This is a genomic window from Candidatus Defluviilinea gracilis, assembly GCF_057138825.1.
On sequence record NZ_DBNHEF010000022.1, the window covers coordinates 22,295 to 43,038 of the forward strand.

Below are 20,744 nucleotides of genomic sequence, written 5' to 3' on the forward strand. Positions count from 1 at the left end.
CCACTGCAACGATTTGCTGGCGGCGCTTTTCATTGATCTTGCTCCGACCATCGGCAGAGTGCCGCTTGGGCTGGAGGCGCGAACTTTTCGCTCAGTTGGGAAATTCGTCGCCATTTCTCAAATAGGTAAGATATAATACAAAAATCCGATTCTGTAAGTAATTTGTAAGGTGAGAGAAGATGAACTATCCTATTGCTCGCTCGTTCTCCAAAATCCTGACATTGCTGGTCATATTAGTTTTAGTTTTGGGCGCGCTTGGGACAGGCGTTAAACCCGCCCTGGCGCTTACTACAACTATAGATGATATTCCCGTCGCCGCGGTGTTGATTCCCGACGCGCCCCCAGCGCCGAATTGCACGAATCGGACGATCACCGTCGGCTCGCCGACGCCGATCATTATTGGGGATGTCAACATCGGCTTGAATATTTCCCACCCGCGTCGAAGCGATGCGCGAGCCACCCTAACTTCGCCAGCCGGCACCACAGTTGTTTTGATTTCCGGCGCGGGGTTGGGCAATCCTGTGGTCGCCAGCCCGGATGATTACGATAATTACGATGTGTTGCTCGATGATTCAAGCATCAATTCGTTGTACGACAACGATAACGACGATGTGGCTGCGCCTTTCTACGATCGCAATGCGCGCCCGTTTGAAGCGCTCGTCAACTTCAAAGGCGAAAACGCGGTTGGAAACTGGACTCTCTCACTTTGCGATACCCGGAACGGCGATGTTGGAACCTACAACCGCGCGCAACTCACCATCGTGAGCGCAGATCCGAATACCGTCTCTGGCGTAGTGTTTACAGATTACAACGATAACGGCGTGCGTGAGCAGGGCGATGTGGGCGTGCCGGGCGTAACCATCACAGCGTATAACGCGGCAGGCGCAGTTGTCGCTACCACCACTACGGACGCAAATGGCAATTATTCTTTTGCGGGGATCGCGGACGGCACGCAGTTACGCATTGAATTTACCAACATCCCGTCCAACCTGCGCCCCGGCGCGTTCGGCGTCGATTCGGGAACGACCGTTCAGTTTGTCACCAGCCCCGCCGCGGCAGTGGATATGGGCTTGGCAAAGCCGGATGAGTATTGCCAGAATAACCCCTGGCTCGTTTCGCCTTGCTATATCAATGGAGACCCTCTCGGCGGCGGCACTGCTGGATCGGCAAATGTTTTGATCTCCATCCCCTACGATGCGTATGGGCGCGAAGACAACACCATCGAGAATACGCTTGCCACCGGATCTCAAATCGGCGCCACGTGGGGCTTGGCTTTCCAGCGCGCAACGGGGACGGTCTTCGCCGGGGCGTTGGCAAAACGTCACATGGGTTTGGGACCGAACGGCGCGGGAGCGATTTACTCTCTCGTTTTGAATCCGAACACAGGCGCCGGTTCCGCTCCGACATTGTTTGTTGATCTAGCCACTTTGGGCATTCCCACCGGGGCTGGGTCGTTAGGGTCGAATGCCGCGCGCGGCTTGGGTCCCACCTCATCATTGCCGAATACAGATCCCAACGCCTGGGACGCGGTTGGCAAAGTTTCCATCGGCGATATGGACATGGGCTCGAACGACACTACCCTCTGGGTGATGAATCTTGCCAACCAAACTTTATACGCTATCAACGTTGGCAATCCGCCTGTCACTCCCACAGTCGCCGATCTGACTGCATACCCCATTACTTTGCCGGCGGGAGCGACAGCCTGCCCTGCCGGTGACATTCGTCCGTGGGCGGTGGAAATTTCACGCGGCAACGTCTATGTTGGCGTGGTCTGTTCCGCCGAGAGTACGCAAAACGTGAATAATTTGCGGGCATATGTTTTGAGCATGAGCGAAGCCGCGCCCGGCGCGTTTTCACTTGTTATCGATATTCCCCTGAATTACCCGCGCGGGTTTGTAACCAACCCGGCCTTTGTCGGCAATCCTGTAACCGGCTTCCCGGCGGAGTGGCGCCCCTGGATCCCAACCATGACGTCATTGTGCGCCGCGCCGTGCGCCTCCGTAGCCGACCTGGCGTTTGGGAAGCAAATCATTTACCCGCAACCGGTGCTTTCGGATATCGAGTTCGACGTCAATGGCGATTTGATCCTCGGCTTCATGGACCGTCTCGGGCATCAAACGGGTAATGCCAACTTTGCCACAGCAGACCCATGGGGCACAGTGACTTTGTATAACAAAGATACCTACGCGCCGGCTGTAGTCAACATCCCGGCGACCAACCCGGTGACGACCTATGAAGGCGTATCTGCCGGGGATACGATCCGCTTGTGCAGTAACGGCGGCGGTGGCTTCATCCTCGAAAACAACGCCACATGCGGAAGTGTTACCACGGGCGGAGCCGGTAGCGCCCCGGCGCAAGGTCCGGGCGGAGGCGAATACTACTGGCAGGAAATGCATCCCCCCAGCACCGATCTGAACGGCGGCATCCATCATGAAACCACATTGGGCGGTTTGTTGATGATCCCCGGCACGAACGAGATCGCGGTATCGGTCTTTGATCCATTTGAATTGCGGGCGGGCGGTATTGCCTGGTTCAACAACCTGACCGGTGACCGTTCGCGCGCATACGAAGTGTTTGGCATCGACGCGGGCGGCGGGGCGACTACCTTCGGTAAAGCCGCAGGTTTGGGCGATATCGAAGGCTTCTGCTTTGCCGCTCCCATCGAGATCGGCAACCGCGTCTGGCTGGATGCGGATAACGACGGCATTCAAGATGCGGGAGAAACTCCGCTGGCAGGCGTGACGGTTGAGCTGTATGACCAAAACGGCAACCTGGTTGCAACAACTACGACCGATGCGAATGGAAATTATATTTTCAGTTCGCTGACCACCGGCTTGTTGCCGAATTCGCAATATGAAGTGCGCATTCCGTTGGGACAGCCGGCGTTGAGCGGCTTGACTCTCACCACCAACGACGCGAACGGAAACACAGAAGACCAGCGCGATTCAGATGGAACGCCAGTCGGCACAAATGCCGTGGTGACTGTGACGACCGGCGCGCCCGGCGACAATAATCACACTTACGATTTCGGATTCACCGGCACCTACAGCCTCGGCAACCGCGTGTGGTTGGACGATGGCACAGGCGGCGGTGGCGCTGACAATGGTATCCAGGATGGGGCGGAGGTTGGAATCGCGAACGTCGTGGTGAATCTCTATCGCGACGATAACGGCGACAACATCCCCGATGGACCCATCCTCGCAACAGTGACCACAGACGCCGACGGATATTATCGTTTCGATAATTTGCGCGCGGGCGGTTATGTAGTTGAAATTCCCGCCGCGAACTTCAACTCGGGCAACCCGTTGTTCAGCCTGGCAAGCAGCACACCGGATGAAACCAATCCCAATGTGGACGTCGATCAGACCGACAACGGTATCGGGACGGTACCCGATGTGCTCAATGGCATCCGCAGTAACAACATTGTGCTCGGTCCTCCCGGCCCCGCCGAACCGACCAATGAACCGGATATTCCCACCGGCGGTCCCTTCGCCGGGCAGGGCGCTCCCGATTCGCGCGCCAACATGACCGTCGATTTTGGTTTCGTGCCATCTTACAGCATCGGCAACCGCGTCTGGTTCGACACCGATAACGACAGTGCGCGAGACAACGGCGTGGAAGTGGGCGTGGCGGGCGTGATCGTCGAGTTGTACTCTGTCGACGCGCTTGGCAACTATACGCTTGTTGCCACAACCACCACCGACGCCAACGGCTATTATCGTTTCGACGGACTCCCCGCCGGCGATTACTCGGTCGTCATCCCTGCCGACAACTTCTCACCGGGCGGAGCGGGCAGCGCGTTGGTGGGCTACTGGAGCAGCGCCACAACGATCAATAATAACGGCACAACGAGCGAGACTGTTGCCGCGCCAGCCGATAACGATACCGACGATGATGACAACGGCACGCTTCAAACCGCAGGGACGTTTGCGGGCGCCGTAGTCAGTAGCGTCGTCGCCTTGGGACCCGGTCTTTCCGAGCCAGCCAACGAACTCGACCTTTCACCCACCGGTCAAGGCAACATCGACCAACGCGCCAACATGACCGTGGACTTTGGTTTCTATCGCCTCGAACTGGGTAACCTGGTCTTTGAAGATGTAAATAACAATGGCACGTTCGATGCGGGCGATGTACCTCTGCAAGGCGCGCGCGTGCAACTATTCGCCGCGGACGGTGTGACGGAAATCAATGTTGGTCCCGATGGCATCCTCGGCACGGCAGACGACGCGCCGGGCGGCGTGTTAACTGATGTCAATGGAAACTACCTGTTCAGCGGTTTGCCGCAAGGCGACTATATTGTCCGTGTGACGGGACCTGCCGGGTATACCAGCACGATCGACACATTCGACTCTACCGACAACGCCAACCCCAACATCAACCGCGACAATAACGATAACGGCATCGGCACCGGCGCCGGGGTTGTCTCAAGCGCGATTGTCACGCTTACACCGGGCAACGCGGGCGCGTTGAACAACAATACAGTTACCCAAAACAATGGAACCACGCGCAATCCCACCGTTGACTTTGGGTTTGTGCAGGCAAACAACGGAATTCTGAAAACGGTTAATCCGTCGACTCTCACCATCGGCGAACTGGTAACATATCAGGTGGTGGTGACAATCCCGCCGTCTGTGGCCGGCGCGTACGACAACGCTGTCGTCACCGACACGATGGATCGCGGGCTTGCCCTGTTTGACTGCGTCAGCGTAACCGCCTCGGCGGCTACATTGACAACCAGTGTCGCGCCGGGTGATTTTTCAACGATCTGCGCCAATAACGTGACGACTAACGATACGGGCACAGGTTTGCCGGAAGATATAGATCGCCAGGTTGTTTTCTCGCTGGGCAATATCGTCAACTCCGGTCAAGCCGACGCCACCCTGACCATCACCTACCGCGCCATCGTTCTCGACATTCCATCCAATCGCGGCACGCTCAATAATCAAACGGTTCTCAACAATAGCGCGGTGTTCACCTCCAGCAACGGCACGCTTGGACCGGTGTCGCGCCAGGTGACTCTGATCGAGCCAGACTTGCAGATCGTGAAATCATCGAGCACGAACTTTGTGGCGGCAGGTACACCGGTAGACTTTACGCTGACCATATCTCACACTGCCAACAGTCTCGCCGACGCGTTCGATGTGTTGGTGACAGACCCGATACCGGCCGGGTTGGATTATGTCGCCGGTTCGATCATATGCACTGACGGCGACCAGGATGCCGCGCTCGTGAACTGCGCGTATGATGCGCCAACGAATACGATCATCGGCGAATGGAGCGCTTTCACTCGCCTGCCCACCACAGACCGGTTGATCATCCGCTTCCAGGTAACCGGCAGCGCGACTCTGACACCGGGCACGACCATCACCAATGTAGCCAACGTTCAATGGACCAGCGAGCTTGGTCCGCAGGAAACGCCGGATTCATTCTCCAACCCGCCCAATGGATTTGCCACCGAACGTTTCTACGACCCTGCCAGTCCGAACCCGATCAACACGATCTACGGCGATAGCGATAACCTCGTGTTGAACCCCGTCGGCAACGGCGGAGGTGGCGGGGGCGGGGGCGGTAATACGACCGCAAAGAGCGGCACGGGTCCCTTCATCCTCGTCTCCGGCGGTTTCGGCTTTGCCCCGGATACCGTCACCCCGCTGGATGTTGCCACGAAGCCCACCTACGACTCGTCCAACCTGACCATTAAGATTCCGTCCATCAAGATGTCCGCGCCGATCGTGGGTATGGATTTCAAAGACGGGATGTGGGACGCCTCGTGGTTGCAGAATCAGGCTGGGTGGCTGGAAGAGACCGCCTATCCCACTTGGAGCGGCAACAGCGTCATCAGTGGTCACGTGGTTGGGGCAGACGGCAAACCCGGCGTCTTCTATCGTTTGAAGTATGTGGTTAAAGGCGCGTACGTGTACGTCTATAACTCCGGCTATCTCTATACCTATCAGGTGATCTCCAAAGAGGTTGTCCAGCCGCACTCGGTTGGCGTTCTCGAGCATGCCGATGAGCCCATGCTGACCTTGCTCACCTGCGACCAGTACGATATCAAAACAGGCGCCTACAAACACTGGGTCATGGTCAAAGCCGTGTTGGTGGATGTGACCGCCGCCGATCGGTAATCTGATACTTTAACAAAATGGCTGGCGCGCGCCAGCCATTTTGTGTTAATATTCTTGCACTTCCGTCGCCGGGCGCGCCCGGCTGTGAGGCGTGTTATGAGAACCGCACCCCATGGGTTGGTTATTCGAATACTTTGTTTCGTTTTGTCTTTTGTCTTCCTTTTTAACCCGATGGGGGTGTCTGTTGCGCGCGCATTAACCACCACAGTCAATGATGGGCCGGTCTTTGCTCCAATTACTGATCTCAGTTGCGGCGCTCCGCTGACGCGGAATATCGCCGTTGCCGCGAATGTCGTAATCTCAGATATTAACGTTGGCGTGAATCTTAATCATACCCGCCGCAGTGACGTGCGCGTCACACTCACTTCGCCGGCGGGGACAACGGTCGTCTTGATCTCCGGTGGCGGCTTGGGCGCGCCGACCATCGCCAGCCCGGACGATTACGATAACTACGACATCATGCTGGACGACACGGCGGTTGGCTCGATCTACGATAACAGCAATGACAGCGTCGGCTTTCCTTATTACGATCGACAGACCGCCCCTCCCGGAACATCCGCGCGACCCTATGAATTATTGAGCGCGTTCAAAGGGCAAAATTCTGCGGGAACCTGGGTGTTGCGTATCTGCGATACGAGCGCGGGGCAAACGGGCTTCTACAACCGCGCCCAACTGGTTATCACAAGCGCCAACCCGAACACCGTGAGCGGAAACGTTTTTACCGATTACAACGATAATGGAGTCCGCGGCGCGGGGGATACCGCCGTTGCCGGCATTACCGTCACGGCGTATGACGCGACCGGCGCCGTTGTGGCAAGCGCGGTGACGAATGCCTCCGGGGGATACACGCTCGCCATCCCCAACGGGACGCAAGTCCGCATCGAATTCACGGGGATTCCTGCCGCGCTTCGCCCCGGCGCATTCGGCAGGGACTCGGGAACAACGGTCCAGTTCGTCACCAGTCCCTCTGCCGGTGTAGATTTGGGGTTATCCAAACCGGATGAATACTGCCAGAACAACCCGTTCCTGGTGATGCCTTGTTATGTCAATGGCGATCCATTAGGCGGCGGTTCATCTGGCGCCACCGACGCCATGGTTTCGATACCCAATTCTGCCTATGGGCGCGCGAATAACACGGTTGAACAGATCTTGGCAACCAACGCGCAAATCGGAGCGACCTGGGGCTTGGCGTATCAACGCTCGACCAACACAGTATTTGCCGCCGCGCTGGCAAAGAGACATTCGGGGTTTGGCTCATTGGGCGGCGGCGGAATTTACGCCATTGTCGTAAACCCGGTAACGGGCGCCTCCACATCGGTTTCCACGTTTGTCGATATCGACACCTTCGCCGGCGTGGATGATGGCGCGCTGGATGACACCGCGCGCGGCTTGCCGGCTGTTTCAGCCACCCCCAACAACGATCCAAACGCGTGGGATGCTGTGGGCAAACAAGCGATCGGCGATATGGATATCGGCGCGTCCGACGATACCTTGTGGTTGATCAACCTTACAGACCGTTCACTTTACTCTCTCGATATTGGCATTCCCGCCGTTGCGCCGGCAACCTATAACACGGCAACCGCCATCACTCTTCCCCCCGGCGCGACAGCCTGCGCGGCAAGCGACACGCGCCCGTGGGCGGTGGAAGTGTATCAAGGCAATGTGTATGTGGGCGTGGTGTGTTCGGCTGAGAGCACTCAGAGCGTCAACGACTTGCGCGCGTATATTATTCGCACCAGCGAATCCGCGCCGGGCGCGTGGACGCTGGTGTATGAATTCGCCTTGAATTATCCGCGCGGCGTGGTCAGCGCGGACGCGCCCGGTTACCCGGCAGAATGGCGCCCCTGGTCGAACGTGTTCACCACCCTCTGCGAAGCGCCTTGCGCGCCCGGGCTTTCCTACGGAAATCAATTGATCTATCCCCAGCCGATCCTGTCCGATATCGAATTCGATACAGATGGCGATATGCTCATAGGTTTGATGGATCGCATGGGTCACCAGACCGGCGAGGTCAACTACTCCACCTCCGCGGCAACCACATCGTTCAACTTTTACGATTTTACGACCGGGTACACGATCACTTCGGTGACCATCAACGCCGGCTCCACCTTTGAAGGCACCTCGGCGGGCGATATCTTGCGGGTGTGCAATGTAGCGGGAACTTTTGTGTTGGAGAATAACGCCACCTGCGGAGGCATCACCACCGGCGGGGCAGGGAGCGCGCCCGCGCAAGGACCGGGTGGCGGCGAATATTACTGGCAGGATATGTACGCCGTGTCCGGCGCGCTCAACTCCGGCACCCACAACGAGGTGACATTGGGCGGCTTGGTGCTTATGCCGGGCACCGACGAGATCGCCGTTTCTGTATACGATCCATTCGATATTCGCTCGGGCGGGGTGGCATGGTTCAGCAACCTGACCGGCATGCGCACGCGCGCCTTTGAGTTATTCCCGCGCACCGACAATGCCAGCCTCTTTGGCAAAGCCGCCGGCATCGGCGACGTGGAAGGATTCTGCTACATGGCTCCCATCGAGATCGGGAATCGTCTGTGGATGGAATCGGACGGAGACGGGATTCAAGACCCGGGCGAGTTACCGCTCGCAGGCGTGACCGTGGAACTGTATCAAGGCGGAACTTTGATCGCCACCGCCGTGACCGATGCGAACGGGAGTTATTACTTTAGTTCGGGACCCGGCGCCTCCACCGGCAGTCGCATCTACCTGCTCGACACCCTCGACCCGAACACCACCTACGAGATACGCGTTCCCAATGCGTTGGGCGGGAGCCAGCAAGCCCCGCTTGCCGGGTTGGCGCTCTCCCCGGCAGATGCCGATGCCGATCAGCGCGATTCGGATGGAACCTATAATGGAAACAACGCGGTCATTACGATCACAACGGGAAACGCGGGCGATAATAATCACACCTACGATTTTGGTTTCACACAATCGTATAGTTTGGGCAACCGCGTCTGGTTTGACACGAACAATGACGGCTTGTTGAACAACGCGGAAGTGGGCGTGAGCGGGGTCCGGGTGGAATTATTCCAGGATAACGGCGCAACGCCGGGCGTGTGGGATGCGGGCGACACCTTCCTCTCGTTCGATGCCACCGATGCCGGCGGCTACTATCGGTTTGATAATCTCCCCGCGGGCGACTTTGTGGTTTTGATCCCCGACGATAACTTCCGCGATGTGGGAGTGGGGGATACCGTGCCGGCGAATCCGCTGGCGGGATATTGGAGCAGTCTCACGTCGATGGCGGCGAACGGCGCGATCACCGACGCAACCGCGAACGACCCGGACACAACCGTCCTGGACAGCGACGATAACGGGAGCACAACCCTCACCGGCGCCGCCATCGATTACGTGGCATCTACGGCGGTGACGTTGGGGCCGGGCACATCGGAACCTACGGGCGAGACAGACCCGGTAGCGAATCCTGAAGCGGGCGAGTCGCCGGATAACCGATCCAACCGCACAGTTGACTTCGGCTTTTACCGGGTCGAAATTGGCAACCTCGTCTTTGAAGATGTGAACGGCGATGGCGATTATGATGCGGGAACGGATGCCTTGCTGGCTGGCGCAACGGCGCAATTGTTTGCCTCGGATGGCGTCACTGAGATCCATGTTGGACCGGATGGCATTCTGGGCACAGCCGATGACGCGCCTGGCGGAGTGATTACCGGCGCGAGCGGCGTGTATACCTTCGGCGGGTTGCCCGCCGGCGATTACATCGCGCGCGTCACGCCGCCGGTGGGATTCACCAGCACGGTGGATACTGCCGCGCCTGCCGACACGATCGACCCCGATACGAACACCGACAACAACGATAACGGCATTGGCGTTGCCGGCGGCGCCGTGAATAGCGGGACGCTTACTATGACGCCCGGCGAAGTTGCCGCAAATATCACCGTGACGAACGCAACCGCAACCACATCCGACCCAACGGTGGACTTTGGCTTTGTGCGCGCCTACAGCCTCGGCAACCGCGTTTGGTTCGATACCAACAACAACGGCGCGCTCGATGCCGGCGAACTTGGCATCGATGGCGCGCTGGTCGAGTTATACGCCGCGGATGGAGCGGGCAACCCAACCGGCGCGGCGCTTGCCAATCAAATTACAGCGGGCGGCGGATATTATCGCTTTGATAATCTTGTCGCCGGGGATTATGTGGTCGTCGTCGCGGCGGATAATTTCATCGTCAACGGTTCCAACGACGTGTTGGCTGGTTACTGGTCCTCCGGCACGACTCGCCTCCCGAACGGGGCGCTCAGCGAGCCTGTCGCTCCAGACGCCGACCTTGTTGTCAACGACGCCGACGATAACGGCACGCTTCAAAACGCCGGCGCATTCAACGGGGCAGTCCTCAGCGCGGCGGTCACGTTGGGTCCCGGCTCAGCGGAACCGACCGGCGAGACCGACCTCTCCGGCGGGCAAGGCGCCCTTGATAACCGCGCCGATATGACGGTGGACTTTGGCTTTTACACGATGACTCTTGGAAACCGCGTGTGGGCAGACGCGAACGATGACGGCTTGCTGGGCGTCGAGATCGGCATTAACGGAGTCGATTTAGAATTGCTGTCCGGCGATGGCTTGACGGTCATCGCCACAACCACGACCGCTGGCAATGGCGATTATTCGTTTGCCGGTCTTCCTGCCGGCGATTACATCGTGCGTATTGCCGCGGCAGAATTCAACGTGGGCGGCACGCTCGAAGGGTTGACCTCCAGTTCGGGCGGCGGAATATACGAACCCGCGCCCGATGCGGATGTCGACACGAGCGATAACGACGATAACGGATCGGTCATAGGCGTGTTAGGCGCGGGCGGAGTCATCCAGACTGAGGTGGTCACGCTCACGCCGGGCGCCGAGGCTTCCGCCAACAATGCCACTGGCACAACAGACGAACCGCGCGTCGATCTAGGCGTGGTGACCGTTCCATATAGCCTCGGCAACCGCGTCTGGTTCGATACAGATAACAACAGCGCCATCGACGCGGGCGAAGTTGGGGTGAATGGAGTAACCGTTCAACTTTACGCGGCAGATGGAGCGGGCAATCCCACAGGGGTTGCGCTGGGGACTACCACAACAGCAGGCGGCGGATATTATCGCTTCGATAACCTGATCGCCGGGGATTATGTGGCGGTTCTGCCCGCGAGCAACTTTGCAGGCGGCGGCGCGCTCGAAGGATATTGGAGCAGCGGCACAACGATCAGCGGCGCGGGCGTGATCGGTGAAACAGCCGCCCCGGATGCCGACCTCGTTGTATCGGACACAGACGATAACGGCGCGCGCCAAAATGCCGGCGCGTTCGCTGGGGCGGTGATCAGTTCAGCCGTCACACTTGGACCCGGCTCCACTGAACCAACCGGAGAAACGGATCTGTCCGGGTCGGGTCAGGGCGCGGCGGATAATCGCGCCGATATGACTGTGGATTTCGGCTTTTATCGCCAGCAGTTGGGCAACCTTGTGTTTGAAGACGTGAACATCAACGGCGTGTTCGACGCGGGCGATGTGGCAATCGCAGGCGCGACAGTTCAATTATTTGCCGCAGATGGCGCAACCGAGATCAACGTCGGTCCCGACGGTATTTTGGGAACGGCAGACGATGCGGCAGGCGGCATAATCACCGGCGCGGGCGGAGCGTATCTCTTTAACGGTTTGCCCCAGGGCGATTACATTGCGCGCGTTACACCGCCTGCGGGATACCTCAGCGCCATCGACTCGTTCGACGCCGCCGATTCCACCGACCCCGATGTAAATGCGGACAATAACGATAATGGTATCGGCACAGGTTCGGGCGCGGTTTCGAGCGCGGCGATCACGCTCACGCCGGGGAGCGCCGGCGCGGCATCGAACAACACAGTCACACAGAATAACGGAACCACTTCGAATCCCACACTCGATTTTGGTTTCATTCAACAAGCCAACCCCGGCGGCTTTGCCAAAACACTGCTTTCGAGCAACCAGGCATTTACGATCGACCCGGATGTCGCCATCGGCGAGATCGTTACCTACCGGGTTCAGATCACCATTCCGACCGGAACTTTTAACAACGCGCAGTTGGTGGATACCATGGAGCGCGGTCTTTCGTTCATCGATTGCGCGGCGATCAGCGCCGGAACGTTGATCACTTCCATCGCGGGAGGTTTTGCCGCCATCTGCGCCAACCCAACTGTGGATGATGCCGGCGGCGGAACGCCGGTGGATGTGGGGCGACGCGTCACCTTTAATTTTGGCTTGCTCACCAACCCCGGCGCTCCACAAACCCTGACGATCGACTATCGCGCCGTGATTCTCGATAGCGCGGCGAACGTCTCCGGCGTCGATCTGGACAACAGCGCGGTCTGGAGTTCGGATGCCGGCACAGTGGGTCCGCGCGCAACGACGGTGACCATCGTGGAACCGGATGTGTCGATCCTGAAAACGTCCAGTTCGTCCACTGTGTCTGTTGGTTCTGTGGTCACCCTGACGTTGACGATCAACCATACCGCGGCGAGCGAAACAGACGCGTACGACCTTGTCGTCTCCGATCCGTTGCCGGTGGAACTAGATATGGTTCTCGGCTCATTGGACTGCAACGCCGGCGCTCAACCTGCGGATGTGGGCGCGTGTTTGTACAACGCCGGCACGCGGACGATCTCTGCCGCGTGGAGCAACTTCCAATTGGGCGGCGGCGATGGGCGCATCACGTTTGATGTGACTGTGTTGTCGGCGCCTGCCACGAATGTAGGCACTGTGGCATGGACGAGTCTGCCGGGCGTTCCGCCCAGCCCGGTGGGCAATCCGCCGGGGCAACAGAACAGCAATATATTTTCGACTGAACGCGATTACGACCCCGGCGATCCGATCGATGTCTACGGCGTAAGTTCAACTCTGGTGCTGGGCGCGCCGGGCACCGGTTCATCGAATGCCATCCGGGCAGATATTCCCGCGACCGGCTTTGCCCCGAACGCGGTCACCGACTTGAGCAATGTGCCGCGCGAGTCGTATTCCGAGTTTGCCAACGATATCTGGCTGGAGATCCCCTCGCTCGGCGTGAAGATGAACATCGTCGGCGTGCCGCTCCGCAATGGGGGGTGGAATGTCGCCTGGTTGGGTAAACAGGCTGGGTGGCTGGAAGGAAGCGCTTTCCCAACCTTGCAGGGAAACAGCGTGTTGACCGGTCACGTGGTGTTGGCGAGCGGCTTGCCGGGTCCGTTTGTAAATTTGGGCAAGTTGAAGTATGGCGACCAGGTCATCGTCCATGCCAATGGGCAGAAATACATTTATGAAATTCGCGCGAACCGCGAAGTCAGCCCGAAGGATTCGTCGGTGTTCAAGCACGAGGAACAAACATGGTTGACGCTGGTCACCTGCAAAGATTTCGACGAGAAGACGAATACGTATTTGAAGCGCGTTGTTGCGCGCGCCGTGCTGGTGAAAGTGGAGGCGGAAAAGTAACCGCTTGCAGGTATGAGAGAAACAAACTCGCCAGCGAAACCGATCTTTCGCTGGCGAGTTTGTTTTTTTGGATGCTTTCGTTATTCACTTTGAAATTTGCAGAGATTGGCGTAAAGTAGCGGGCAATAAACCAATGGCGCGTAAGTCTTGGTTAACTCCGTTTGATACGAAGTGTCAATATGCTCCCGAACATTGCCATTCTTCCTCGGGCGTGTAAGCGCAGGTGTTCATGCCAGGACCGAGATAGTGGAAGGAAAAAATGAAACTATCGCCGGTGGAACTGTACGAAAAATCCAACCCGTCAATTTTCTTCGGCGTTTCAGGGATGTAGTCCGGCGTGAGTTCGTCAAGCGTGGCTGGGTAGACGCCATGGTCTGTTTTGTATTCCTCCAGCGCGGCAATGACTGGCTCGCTGAGCGCGTAGCCGCGTTCGGCGGAGTCTCCCACGCCCGGAGGTTCCTCGGTGGGTAGGATGGCGTTGCAGGCGATGGTGAAGACGACGACGGCAATCAATAAAAGAGGGCGAAGAAGTTTCATGTTTTTCTCCGATTGACGAATTTCCGCTCTGTATTTTTTGCCGATGATACCTTAAAACCTCCCAACGAAGTCAGGAGGGAATTGGATTTTACAGAGTTGAAGGAGACTTAATGCTTGCGCTCTAACACGATCACAGGAATGACGCGCTTCGTTTTCTGGCGATAGTCGTTAAAGGCGGGCATCATTTCAGCCATTTTGTTGTAGAGTCGCGTCCGTTCGGGTTCGTCGCTCATCACTTTCGCCTCGGCTTGAAACTTCTCCGTCCCCGCCTCCACAGTGACCGAGGGATGCGCGACGAGGTTGTAATACCAGTCTGGGTTCGTCGGCGCGCCGCCCATGGATGCGATCACCACATAGCGGTCACCGTCTTTCACGTATGCCGCCGGGTTGATACGCGGCTTTTGGCTCTTTGCTCCAGTGGTATGTAAGAGAAGCAATGTTTTCCCTTCAAAATGTCCCCCAACCTTACCTTGATTGGCTCGAAATTCATCAATAATCCCCCGATTCCAATTGTTTGGACTCACATCTGCACCTCGTAAATATAGATTTATATATTTGACGAAGTGCGTGTTTTGATTTTTACCGTTGGTTGTGTATGAGTTGTGTCAGAGATTATCTACACCTAATTTTCCCCTAGATATTGAAGCAATGTGATCTGCCAGAGAGCATAGCTTAACTATTTCTTCTTCCGAAAACTTTGGCTCCACATCGAGATTGATTTCTAGGATCCCGATTATTTTATGATTTGTTTGTATTGGGATAAATAATTCTCCCTGGGTAAGTGGCAACTGAGGACTCCAAAACTTGCCAATTTTCGCTAGGAAATTTCTATTGACAACTTTGCGTTCCATAATTTGATAGCCGAGAATTTCCCCTTTTGCCCAATTTATCAATTGTATTTCATTCGAGTAAACGGCAGTCCCCGCGTGCCATGATTGGTTTTTGCCGTTAACAATCTTGCACTTATGTCCAATTTTCAAAAATGCTTTTCCTGCTTCTCCACTTCCTCCTTTGAAGACCACAAATTTATTATTGGAATCAGATAGGTATATCCCAGCGAAGTAAAAACCTAGTGTCTGGGTAATAACTTCAGCAACATTGTTCCAGTAATTTTCTATACTGGTTTCTTGTTTTACATCAATAAATTGATTGACTACCACATCTATTTTTTCTATATCAAACATAGTTTTCAGTTTCGAAATTATACATTACCTCCCGTAAAAATCTTCTACCCTTTATAATTGCGTCACTAATCCACAACAAACCACCCAACCAACGGACTAACCAACTACATGACTACCCTCATCGAATGCATCCCCAACTTTTCCGAAGCGCGGCGACCTGAAGTGATAGACCAGATCGTCGCCGCCATCCAAGCGGTCAGCGAGGTGAAACTCCTCGACCGCTCCTCCGACCTCGACCACAACCGCACGGTGCTGACTTTTGCAGGTTCGCCCGCAGGCGTGGAGGAAGCCGCGTTCCGCGCGATCAAGACCGCCGCCGAACTCATTGACCTCGACGCGCACACGGGCGAGCATCCACGCATTGGCGCGACGGATGTCTGTCCGTTCGTTCCGCTCAGTGGCGCGACGATGGACGAGTGCGTTGCGATCGCTCAAAGGCTTGGTCAACGCGTCGCGGGCGAACTCAGCCTCCCCGTCTATTTATATGAAGCGGCGGCAACGCGTCCCGAGCGCGCGAATCTCGAAAACATCCGCAAGGGGCAATACGAGGGACTCAAGACCGAAATTGAGTCCGATCCGAATCGCAAACCCGATTATGGTCCGAGCAAACTTCCGAAGGCGGGCGCAACAGTTATCGGCGCGCGCGCTCCGCTGATTGCGTTCAACGTCTATCTCACGAGCGACGATGTGAGCATCGCGAAAAAGATCGCGAAGGCGGTGCGTCATTCATCGGGCGGGCTTCGATATGTGAAAGGTCTCGGCTTGCTCGTGGATGGACGCGCGCAGGTCTCGATGAATCTCACCAACTTTCACGAAACGCCCATCGCGCGCGTGGTCGAGTTCATTCGACGCGAGGCGGGACGATACGGCGTGAACATTCATCACTGCGAACTCGTCGGATTGATTCCGCAAGAAGCGTTGGTGGATGCGGCGGTCTGGTACACCCAATTGGATTCATTCTCTCCCGAACAGATTCTCGAGTCTCGACTCTTTACCTCGTCCTCCGCCGCCGCTTCTCCCCCCCCTCAGCCCGCTTCATTTTTAGACGAGTTAGCGTCCGCCTTGCCCGCGCCTGGAGGCGGATCCGCCGCCGCGTATGCTGGCGCAATGGGCGCCGCGCTGGTCGCGATGGTTTCGGGTCTCACCATCGGGAGAAAAAAATACGCCGAAGTCGAAGCCGAGATGCAAGCCGTGCGCGTGATGGCTGAAAAACTCCGCGCTGAAATGACCCAAGCCGTGGACGACGACGCCGCGTCGTTTGAGGCGGTCATTGGTGCATTCAAATTACCGAAAGAGACTGAAGAACAACAAGTAGCCCGCACTGCCGCGATCCAACGCGCCACGTTGAATGCCGCGCATATCCCTCTTCATTCAGCTGAACGATCCGTCAAGATCATGGAACTCGCGGTCAAGTGCGCCGAGCATGGCAACCTCAACGCCATCAGCGACGCGCTGTCAGGTTTTGCCATGTCGCGCGCATCGCTCACCGCCGCCGCCTACAATGTGCGGATCAACATCCATTCATTGCCAGACAAATCCGCTGGGGATGGATACTTGAGCGAACTCACCGAACTCGAAAAACAAGCAGACACCCTTGAATCGAAAATCCGCAAAGTGATGAAGGAGCGGGGTGGGATTTAGTTAGTGACGTTACGCAAGCAAAGCCGATTTGGCTTCCGTAGCGCGACATTCATGTCGCCCTTTCTCATGAATAACATCAAAATCGAAATACATCTCGCGTCGTAGCATCTATTGCGTAACAACAGAATAGCTACAAAACAATCTATAATCGTTTTACCCCTTCGGGGTTTCTATAGTCCGCATGAGAATTATTTCCAGTTTTCTTTTTTTGATATTCCTCGTATCTTGTTCATCGACTCAAACGGTTGTGCCAGTGGTTAGCGCAACATCAACGATTCAACCTCCTTTCGAACCAACGTCCACTTCTATTCCTCCCACGCGAACAGCAACAGCGCTTCCAACGTCAACACAGACAGCGACTCCAATTCCCTGCAATCCCCTCACCGCCGATTTCTGCATTACCGATGGACATTTCCTCCTCCAGCGACCGATCCACCCTCCTGCGAATGATTCGGTGGAGAGAACGTATCCGTTCGCGTCGACAGGCAACGGGACGCGCGACCCGCATCGCGGCGTGGAGTTTATCAACGAGTTGGGGACTCCTGTCCATGCGGCGGGGGAGGGGGTTGTCGTCTTCGCAGGTCCAGACGAGGTAGCAATTTATTCCCCTTGGACAATTTTTTATGGCAACCTTGTTGTGATTCAACATGACGATGAATTATTCACCTTGTATGCCCACCTGTCCAAAATTGATGTTGCAACAGGCGATCGTGTTGAAGCGGGTGATAAGATCGGCGAAGTGGGGCGCAGTGGCGTGGCGATTGGGAGTCACCTCCATTTTGAAGTCCGCCGTGGGGCTGTGGAGGATTATTTTTCGATGGTCAACCCTGAATTGTGGCTCTTGCCAAGCAAATCAGATTTTGGCGCGTTGGCGATTTCGGTTCAGGATGCGAATTCAACGTTACAAAAAGCGGATATCACTCTCCAGCAGGTTTCTCCCTCGGGCGAAATTCTTGGTTTGATCTACCTTGAAACGTATGATTCAACATTGGCGTTAGGCGAGGAGAATATAGGGATCAACGACCTGTCTGCTGGGCGTTATCGTATTACGTTCATGTATCACGGCGGCCTTTATGAAAGGCGAGTTGAAGTACAATCGGGAAAACTTACGCAGGTTGTGATTGTTGTGAAATAAAATCTAACCCATGTCATTCTGAGCCGCAAAGCGGCGAAGAATCTCCTCGTGGCATTGGAGACCCTTCGCCTAACGGCTCAGGGTGACATCAATTGGAGAATAACTATGGGACTCAAACCCGACCACTGGATTCGCAAGATGGCAAAGGAACAACGCATGATCGAACCGTTTGTTGACAAGCAGGTTCGGCAGGGAGTGATCTCCTACGGCGTTTCGTCGTACGGATACGACATTCGTGTGGCGGATGAATTCATGATCTTCACGAACGTCCACTCGGCGATCGTTGATCCGAAGAACTTCGACCCGAAATCCATGTTCGAGTTCAAAGGCGACGTATGCGTCATCCCGCCGAATTCTTTTGCTTTGGCGCGGACTATTGAATATTTCCGCATTCCACGCAAAGTGTTGACCATCTGTTTGGGCAAATCCACGTATGCGCGGTGCGGGTTGATCGTTAACGTCACGCCGTTTGAGCCAGAGTGGGAAGGCTACGTCACGCTCGAGATCTCGAACACGACCCCGCTCCCTGCGAAGATCTATGCCAACGAGGGCTTGGCGCAAGTCTTGTTTTTTGAGGCGGATGAGGAGTGTGAAGTTTCGTATGCAGACAAGAAGGGGAAGTATCAAGGACAGAAGACGATTGTCCTGCCGAAGTTGTAATAGATGCGATACGCCGCCCCGCAGTTTTTTTTGTATAACACGGCTCAGTCAACCAAACCTGCGGGACGTTCTGAGTAAGGTGCAGTTATAACTTGACGGGCTGAGGAGAAATCCTCAGCCCGTTTTGATTAGTGCGCGCCTTCTCGTTTTGCGTCTTCTATCGCCTTGTCGGTGTTGACGAAGGGCAGGATTGCCAAGCCGACCACGAAGAAGAAGATCAACGCAAGGATGGCGATTCGCAAGTTGCCAAAGATTGTCACTGCGACGCCGAAGACCAACGTCCCCAGCCAGGATGTGCCGCGTTCGCTGATCTCGTAGATCGAGAAAAATTCCGCTTCTTTGTTCTTGGGAATCATCTGGGCGAACAAACTTCGGCTGATCGCCTGTGAGCCGCCGAGGACAAGAGCGATGACGGCTCCAAGAATCATAAACTCCGTCGCGCGCGAGTCGCCTTTCATGCCGCCGTAAGCGTAAATCACAACCGCCGCCCAAATCACAAGGCTGACGATAATGGCGCGCTTGGCTCCGATCCAATTGGCGAGTTTGCCCCAGAACAACGCCCCGAAAAATGCCACGAATTGAATCAACAATATGACAGAGATCAGGGTCGTTTGTCCCAACTCGAGTCCGCCGCGGATCAGAGGCGCGTCGGCAAAGACAGCCGCGACGGCGATCACGGTTTGGATACCGTCGTTATAGATCAAATACGATGTCAGGAATTTGGATGTTTCAGGTGTGGTGCGATACTTGTTACGCAGGAAGCGAACTAACAGGATGATGGGACCAAACAGGGGAACAAAGACCGGCAGAAGCGCGAGGTCCGCATCCAATTGTCCACTGCCGATCAGTTGCGTGATAAAAGGCGTAATCAAGGGCGCCCATATCAATATGAGGAGAGGGGAGAGCAGATAGAAGGCAATGGATTTTGCCGGCACATCCATTGTTTTAGAGAGTTGCTTGAAGGCGACGGTTAATAAATTTTCGCCAGGCGGAATTTCATGGGCGGCATGGCGCGAACGCAACCTTCTCCACGTCACGGTGGAAAAAGCCAGCCACCAAATTCCCGCCGAGGCGAGGTTGATGCGGACCGACATGCTTTCTGAAATCCCGAAACTCTCATGAAGCAGATACAACACCAAGTTGAGGGCGAGCAAGACAAATCCGCCAATGTATCCCAAAGCAAACCCATAAGATGAGACCCGGTCGCGTTCCTCCTCGCTGGCAATATCCGGCAGATATGCGTTGTAGAAAACCAGCGCCGCGCCAAAGGACAGGTTAGCAATGATAAATAGGATCGGACCGAGAGTCCACGTGTCGAGGGTGACAAAGAACATGCCAATTGTCGCCAATGCGCCAATCGTTGCGAAAAGTTGAAGCATTTGCTTGCGGCGATGAGAGTAATCGGCAATGGCGCCCAAAATGGGTAGAAAGCCCGCCTGAAATACAACAGAAAGCGATATGGCAAAAGCGATGACCGCTTCGGGCGCAACTGGAAGGCCGAGGAATTTAACGACCAACGGTTGTCCGCTTGCCTCGGTCCAGGCCGCGCCGGTTCTTGCAAGAAATTCAGATTCCGCAACTGCCGTGGCAAGCCCTCTAACGTACGGTCCCAGAAAAACCGAACCAATTGTGGTGCTGAACGCCGAGTTTGCCCAGTCGTACATTGCCCAGCCAAAAATTTCGCGCCGATCATTTATCGTGGATTGTGCTGTTGTCATTGCGTCCTCCCGGTTTTGAGGTGAGTGTCGTATATCTAAACCCCGTGTAACCTAATCAAGTTGCGAAATATCTTGCTTGTGATAGAATCACCCTAATCGCAATGAGGGAATGGGTTGAAATTCATCTCTTAAATCCCTTGCGTATATCAAACCCTTCATATATAATCAAGTTTTGCTATCCCGCTCATCGCGCGGGATGGCTTCGTGTGTTTACTAACTCTTGAACGCATCCCAAATTTGAATTGCATCTGTTACCCGGCAAGCACTAAATTCAGGGATGAGAGTGGGTACTTCGTAACGG

Annotated in this window: 9 protein-coding genes; 5 read left to right on the forward strand and 4 right to left on the reverse strand. The window is 55.9% G+C overall.

The window, feature by feature from the left end; genetic code table 11:
* The first annotated feature begins 179 nt into the window (after positions 1-179).
* Together AC16KF_RS02865 and AC16KF_RS02870 are read left to right on the forward strand one after the other, a co-directional pair.
* A complete protein-coding gene (locus AC16KF_RS02865; protein WP_484035781.1) occupies positions 180-6,125 on the forward strand; it encodes a sortase in 5,946 nt (1,981 codons plus the stop codon).
* A gap of 96 nt (positions 6,126-6,221) precedes the next feature.
* Positions 6,222-13,568, forward strand: a complete 7,347-nt coding sequence (locus AC16KF_RS02870) for a sortase (RefSeq protein WP_484035782.1) — start codon at positions 6,222-6,224, stop codon at positions 13,566-13,568.
* 174 nt (positions 13,569-13,742) lie between these two features.
* On the opposite strand, the gene AC16KF_RS02875 is transcribed toward AC16KF_RS02870, so the two are convergent.
* The 3 genes from AC16KF_RS02875 to AC16KF_RS02885 all read right to left on the reverse strand — a co-directional run bounded on the left by AC16KF_RS02875 (position 13,743) and on the right by AC16KF_RS02885 (position 15,289).
* Positions 13,743-14,105, reverse strand: coding sequence for a type II secretion system protein (locus AC16KF_RS02875; protein WP_484035783.1), 363 nt, complete (start codon positions 14,103-14,105; stop codon positions 13,743-13,745).
* Between the two features lie 107 nt (positions 14,106-14,212).
* A complete protein-coding gene (locus tag AC16KF_RS02880; RefSeq protein ID WP_484035784.1) occupies positions 14,213-14,629 on the reverse strand; it encodes a nitroreductase family deazaflavin-dependent oxidoreductase in 417 nt (138 codons plus the stop codon).
* Positions 14,630-14,710: 81 nt separating this feature from the next.
* A complete protein-coding gene (locus AC16KF_RS02885) occupies positions 14,711-15,289 on the reverse strand; it encodes a GAF domain-containing protein (protein WP_484035785.1) in 579 nt (192 codons plus the stop codon).
* A gap of 108 nt (positions 15,290-15,397) precedes the next feature.
* On the opposite strand from AC16KF_RS02885, the gene ftcD reads away from it, so the two are divergent.
* The 3 genes from ftcD (at position 15,398) to dcd (ending at position 18,725) form a co-directional block, all read left to right on the forward strand.
* Positions 15,398-16,930 carry a glutamate formimidoyltransferase gene (gene ftcD / locus AC16KF_RS02890; protein ID WP_484035786.1) on the forward strand — a complete coding sequence of 511 codons (1,533 nt, stop codon included), beginning with the start codon at positions 15,398-15,400 and terminating at the stop codon, positions 16,928-16,930.
* Positions 16,931-17,183: 253 nt separating this feature from the next.
* Complete coding sequence (locus AC16KF_RS02895) at positions 17,184-18,065, forward strand: M23 family metallopeptidase (RefSeq protein WP_484035787.1); 882 nt, start codon at positions 17,184-17,186, stop codon at positions 18,063-18,065.
* A 105-nt stretch (positions 18,066-18,170) separates the two neighbouring features.
* Positions 18,171-18,725 (forward strand): dCTP deaminase, encoded by a 555-nt coding sequence (dcd, locus tag AC16KF_RS02900; protein WP_484035788.1) that lies wholly within the window; start codon positions 18,171-18,173, stop codon positions 18,723-18,725.
* 128 nt (positions 18,726-18,853) lie between these two features.
* On the opposite strand, the gene AC16KF_RS02905 is transcribed toward dcd, so the two are convergent.
* Entirely contained in the window at positions 18,854-20,443 is a 1,590-nt protein-coding gene (locus AC16KF_RS02905) for an MFS transporter (RefSeq protein WP_484035789.1), read from the reverse strand.
* Positions 20,444-20,744: the final 301 nt, after the last annotated feature.

Excerpts from the sequence above, each read along its gene's own strand:
- AC16KF_RS02885 (WP_484035785.1), bottom strand. The coding sequence starts at position 15,289 with ATGTTTGATATAGAAAAAATAGATGTGGTAGTCAATCAATTTATTGAT.
- ftcD (WP_484035786.1), top strand. The coding sequence starts at position 15,398 with ATGACTACCCTCATCGAATGCATCCCCAACTTTTCCGAAGCGCGGCGA.
- AC16KF_RS02875 (WP_484035783.1), bottom strand. The coding sequence starts at position 14,105 with ATGAAACTTCTTCGCCCTCTTTTATTGATTGCCGTCGTCGTCTTCACC.
- AC16KF_RS02870 (WP_484035782.1), top strand. The coding sequence starts at position 6,222 with ATGAGAACCGCACCCCATGGGTTGGTTATTCGAATACTTTGTTTCGTT.
- AC16KF_RS02905 (WP_484035789.1), bottom strand. The coding sequence starts at position 20,443 with ATGACAACAGCACAATCCACGATAAATGATCGGCGCGAAATTTTTGGC.
- AC16KF_RS02865 (WP_484035781.1), top strand. The coding sequence starts at position 180 with ATGAACTATCCTATTGCTCGCTCGTTCTCCAAAATCCTGACATTGCTG.
- dcd (WP_484035788.1), top strand. The coding sequence starts at position 18,171 with ATGGGACTCAAACCCGACCACTGGATTCGCAAGATGGCAAAGGAACAA.